5 protein-coding genes are annotated in these 3,533 nt (G+C 41.3%); all 5 read left to right on the forward strand.

The window, feature by feature from the left end:
* Nucleotides 1-107: 107 nt before the first annotated feature.
* The 5 genes from H5300_RS26005 to H5300_RS26025 all read left to right on the forward strand — a co-directional run bounded on the left by H5300_RS26005 (nt 108) and on the right by H5300_RS26025 (nt 3,320).
* Nucleotides 108-1,307 carry a RidA family protein gene (locus tag H5300_RS26005; protein ID WP_182797292.1) on the forward strand — a complete coding sequence of 400 codons (1,200 nt, stop codon included), beginning with the start codon at nt 108-110 and terminating at the stop codon, nt 1,305-1,307.
* A gap of 237 nt (nt 1,308-1,544) precedes the next feature.
* Nucleotides 1,545-1,901 (forward strand): hypothetical protein, encoded by a 357-nt coding sequence (locus H5300_RS26010; protein WP_017091854.1) that lies wholly within the window; start codon nt 1,545-1,547, stop codon nt 1,899-1,901.
* Nucleotides 1,902-1,995: 94 nt separating this feature from the next.
* Complete coding sequence (locus H5300_RS26015; RefSeq protein ID WP_004731446.1) at nt 1,996-2,145, forward strand: hypothetical protein; 150 nt, start codon at nt 1,996-1,998, stop codon at nt 2,143-2,145.
* 120 nt (nt 2,146-2,265) lie between these two features.
* Nucleotides 2,266-2,730, forward strand: a complete 465-nt coding sequence (locus tag H5300_RS26020; protein WP_182797290.1) for an acyltransferase — start codon at nt 2,266-2,268, stop codon at nt 2,728-2,730.
* A 71-nt stretch (nt 2,731-2,801) separates the two neighbouring features.
* Nucleotides 2,802-3,320 carry a GNAT family N-acetyltransferase gene (locus tag H5300_RS26025; protein ID WP_182797291.1) on the forward strand — a complete coding sequence of 173 codons (519 nt, stop codon included), beginning with the start codon at nt 2,802-2,804 and terminating at the stop codon, nt 3,318-3,320.
* The last annotated feature ends 213 nt before the right edge of the window (nt 3,321-3,533 follow it).

Consider the following 3,533-nt stretch of genomic DNA (forward strand, 5'->3'; position numbering starts at 1 on the left):
ACGAGTAGAATCGTGCATCTGCTCGAGTTGCAGCTTTTGTTGAGGAGTCAGTGTAATTTTCATGGGTCTTAGCATGATCCTGATTTTATCGAAAATCAAGCACCTTCATTGATCACGGGTATACACAAACGGTCGCTTTTTCTCATTATAATAACTTTTCTGCTCAATTGCCTGTTGACCCTAAAACAGGTCAAATAGTAACTGGTGATATTAAAGACCAAGCAACGCAATGCTTAAATAATATTAAAGCGATTGTTGAAAGCATCGACCATGTTATGGATGATGTCGTGAAGATCAATGTTTTCGTTAAGAATATTTCTGATATCGATGCTATTGATGAAGTTTACAAAAGCTTCTTCCACAACAGCCTTCCGACACGCACAGTCGTGGGTGTCGCTGCGCTGCCGAACAGTGACGCTTTAGTTCAAATGGATGCTCTTATTTCAAACGGCGAAGGCACTAAACCACAAGCACCTTGCGCACTAGTTAAGGTATCAAGGAATACGGATAATGCGCCTCAAAGTGCTGTGTCCACGCAGACTGCGGCTTTTTCTCACTACAACAATCTTTCAGTTCAGTTACCGATAGATGTAACCACAGGTGAGTTGGTTGATGGTGGTATCGAAGCGCAAACGGCCCAATGTCTATCAAACATTAAAGCTATTTTAGAAAGCATCGGACATGTCATGAATGATGTGGTTAAAACGACTATCTACGTAAAAAATATCGCAGATGCGGAAGTGGTAAATGAAATATGTGCTAAATTCTTCCCAAGCTACGTTCCTGCTCGTACCGTTGTTAACGCAGCTGAATTACCAATGGGCGCTTTAATTCAAATTGATACATCCGTTTCACATGGTGACGGTACACCGCCGCAATTACCAGAAGACACTCGCTTACTGGTTATTGAAACCAATAATACTGTTGCAGCACCATTCATGCCTTATTCGCATACTGTTGCTTTCTCTCACTACAATCATATTTCAGGACAATTGCCTTTAGACCCGAAAACAAATGAAATTGTTGCTGGTGGTGTAAAAGAGCAAGCGGAACAATGTTTAAAAAATATTAAGGCGATAATTGAAAGTGTTGACCATAGCATGGACGATACGGTGAAAATTAATATTCAACTTAAGGATATTTCAGATATTGATGCGGTAAACGAAATCTACACCGCATTCTTTAATGCTGAGCTGCCTGCAAGAACGGTAGTAGGGGTTTCAGAAATTCCAATGAATGCTTTAGTGCAAATTGATGCTGTCGTTTCTAACTGTGAAGGTACACCTCCACAAGACGTCGTTGCTTAAATTAATTGCACCCTTCTCGATAATAGCGATCAGATCCCAGCTTTAGCTCTTAAACATTGAGTCGAAACATAAGCCGGCGGTCTGATCTGCTAACTCACCACAGATACTGCCAATCCCAAGCCTCGCTACACAACTTATTCGAAGCAATATAACCAAGCTTCGACCTGACATATGGTGATTATTAAGTCGAAGTGTTTTAATATGAAAAACAGACGCTTAACGTAAGAAAACCAGTTTATGCAATTTCGAATTATTTTACTGCTGTGCCTATCCCTTATGGGTTGTTCGTCTAATCAAAAGCTAATGCCTGATCCGACAACCATCACGCTATTTTATGGTGATACATCCATCTCTGCAGGTGTTTTAGAGGATAAAACATTTAGTTCGGTGCTAGCCAATAGAAAGGAGAGTGTTACTTTCTCGGGCTCAATATCAAAGCAAAACTCAGGCTACTTTGTCGATATGTTAGTGATTCGAGAAGATAAAACGCGTCAATCGACCAGACAGCTCAACACTTCGCTTCATATGGAGCCGGGAGAGTTAGTGGATGTTGGCGGTGTGAATAACGATGTGTTCAGGGTAATCCTCGAGTAACAAAACTAAAGTGTTCAATTAATTTGAATTTTCACTTTACCTCAACCTAACTTCAAGTCTTAAGCTTCTCTTACTGATTAAGAAGGAGCTTATTATGCAAAATAACTACGTAAAAGAACTCGCTGTTAAAACTTATCAAGAAGATCTTCAGAAAGAGTACGTAAAATCTAAAGCTCGCCCATTTCATGCCCCAAGTTTTATCAGTGGAGTGTTATTGTCAGTTTTGCTGGTTGGGTTGTTTTAGTAAACAGACTCGTGGAATGTTTGATCCACCGCCAACTCTCTCTACTCCAACTTGCTTGTGCTTAAATGGCTACGGCACAATCGCTTAGGTTGAATTGTGACGCTAATGTCGAGAGGAAGTATGGCAAGCCCAAGAGTGTTAAAGGCACAGATTATTGATATTACCTGTGGCGAGAATGTCACTATCATCGAGCCAAGCAACGTTTATGGCTGTGAGCTTAAAGATGATGTATTCATTGGTCCTTTTGTTGAGATTCAAAAGAACTCCGTGATAGGCGAGAGAAGTAAGATTCAATCTCACACCTTTATTTGCGAGTATGTGACTATCGGAAGTGACTGCTTTGTCGGGCATGGAGTAATGTTTGCCAATGACTTGTTCAAAGAGGGCAAACCAGATCCAAACCCAGACAGTTGGGGGCGAACTGTTATCGCTGATAACGTTACTATTGGTTCGAATGCGACAGTATTGTCTGTCAGCATTTGCGAAGGGGTGGTAATCGGCGCGGGCAGTGTGGTGACAAAAGACATCACCGAGAAAGGTATCTATGCAGGCAACCCTGCTAAGAAGTTAAGATACTTACCTTAGATTCATAAGACAAGCTGAGCTGTATGAATCATAAGGTGCGGCTTTTTTAGATAAGCGACAGGGTATTGATTATGGATGTATTTTTACACGTACTTCATCCAAGCGATGCCAGTGCTTTATTGGAGTTTGAAGTCGAAAATAGAGAGTGGTTTGAGCAATTTGTCCCAGCTCGGGAAGACCGTTTCTATTCTAATACGGGTGTTGCCGAACAAATCACTAGCTTTCTAACAGAGTATGACAATGGCGAGATGATTCCTATGTTGATCAAAGACGCTAATGGCACTATTTGTGGGCGAATCAATGTTCGTGATATCGACCAGAACGCTGACAGTGGGGAGCTAGGTTATCGAGTAGGTCGACCCTTTGCTTCAAAAGGCATTGCGTCTAACGCGGTGAGGAAGTTACTTATCTACTTGGCCGAGCACTCATCCCTTAAATATGTTGATGCCTATGCGTTAGTGGGTAATGTCGGTTCCAACAAAATCTTATTCAATACAGGTTTTGAATTGGTCGAGCATGTCGAGAGTTACGCAGTGTTTAAAGGAGAACATCAAGATGCTAATTATTATCGTAAGGTTTTAGCTGACTAGGTGACTATCAGTGCCTTTTACATTAGAAGCTGGCAGCGTCCTTCTAGCCAGCTTCGAGCCTTTTTATTTTCAGGTTTAAGGTTACTTCTATACCCGTGATCATTGAAGGTGCTTGATTTTAGCCAAAATGAGGATCATGCTAGGTGACATGAAAATAACACTATCCAATGAACAAAAAATCACGCTGATTAACCAACACGATACGACTCGTGA

Origin of the sequence: Vibrio sp. SG41-7, from assembly GCF_014164465.1 — a bacterium.
Lineage (GTDB): Bacteria > Pseudomonadota > Gammaproteobacteria > Enterobacterales > Vibrionaceae > Vibrio > Vibrio splendidus.

Excerpts from the sequence above, each read along its gene's own strand:
- H5300_RS26010 (WP_017091854.1), top strand. The coding sequence starts at position 1,545 with ATGCAATTTCGAATTATTTTACTGCTGTGCCTATCCCTTATGGGTTGT.
- H5300_RS26015 (WP_004731446.1), top strand. The coding sequence starts at position 1,996 with ATGCAAAATAACTACGTAAAAGAACTCGCTGTTAAAACTTATCAAGAA.
- H5300_RS26020 (WP_182797290.1), top strand. The coding sequence starts at position 2,266 with ATGGCAAGCCCAAGAGTGTTAAAGGCACAGATTATTGATATTACCTGT.
- H5300_RS26025 (WP_182797291.1), top strand. The coding sequence starts at position 2,802 with ATGGATGTATTTTTACACGTACTTCATCCAAGCGATGCCAGTGCTTTA.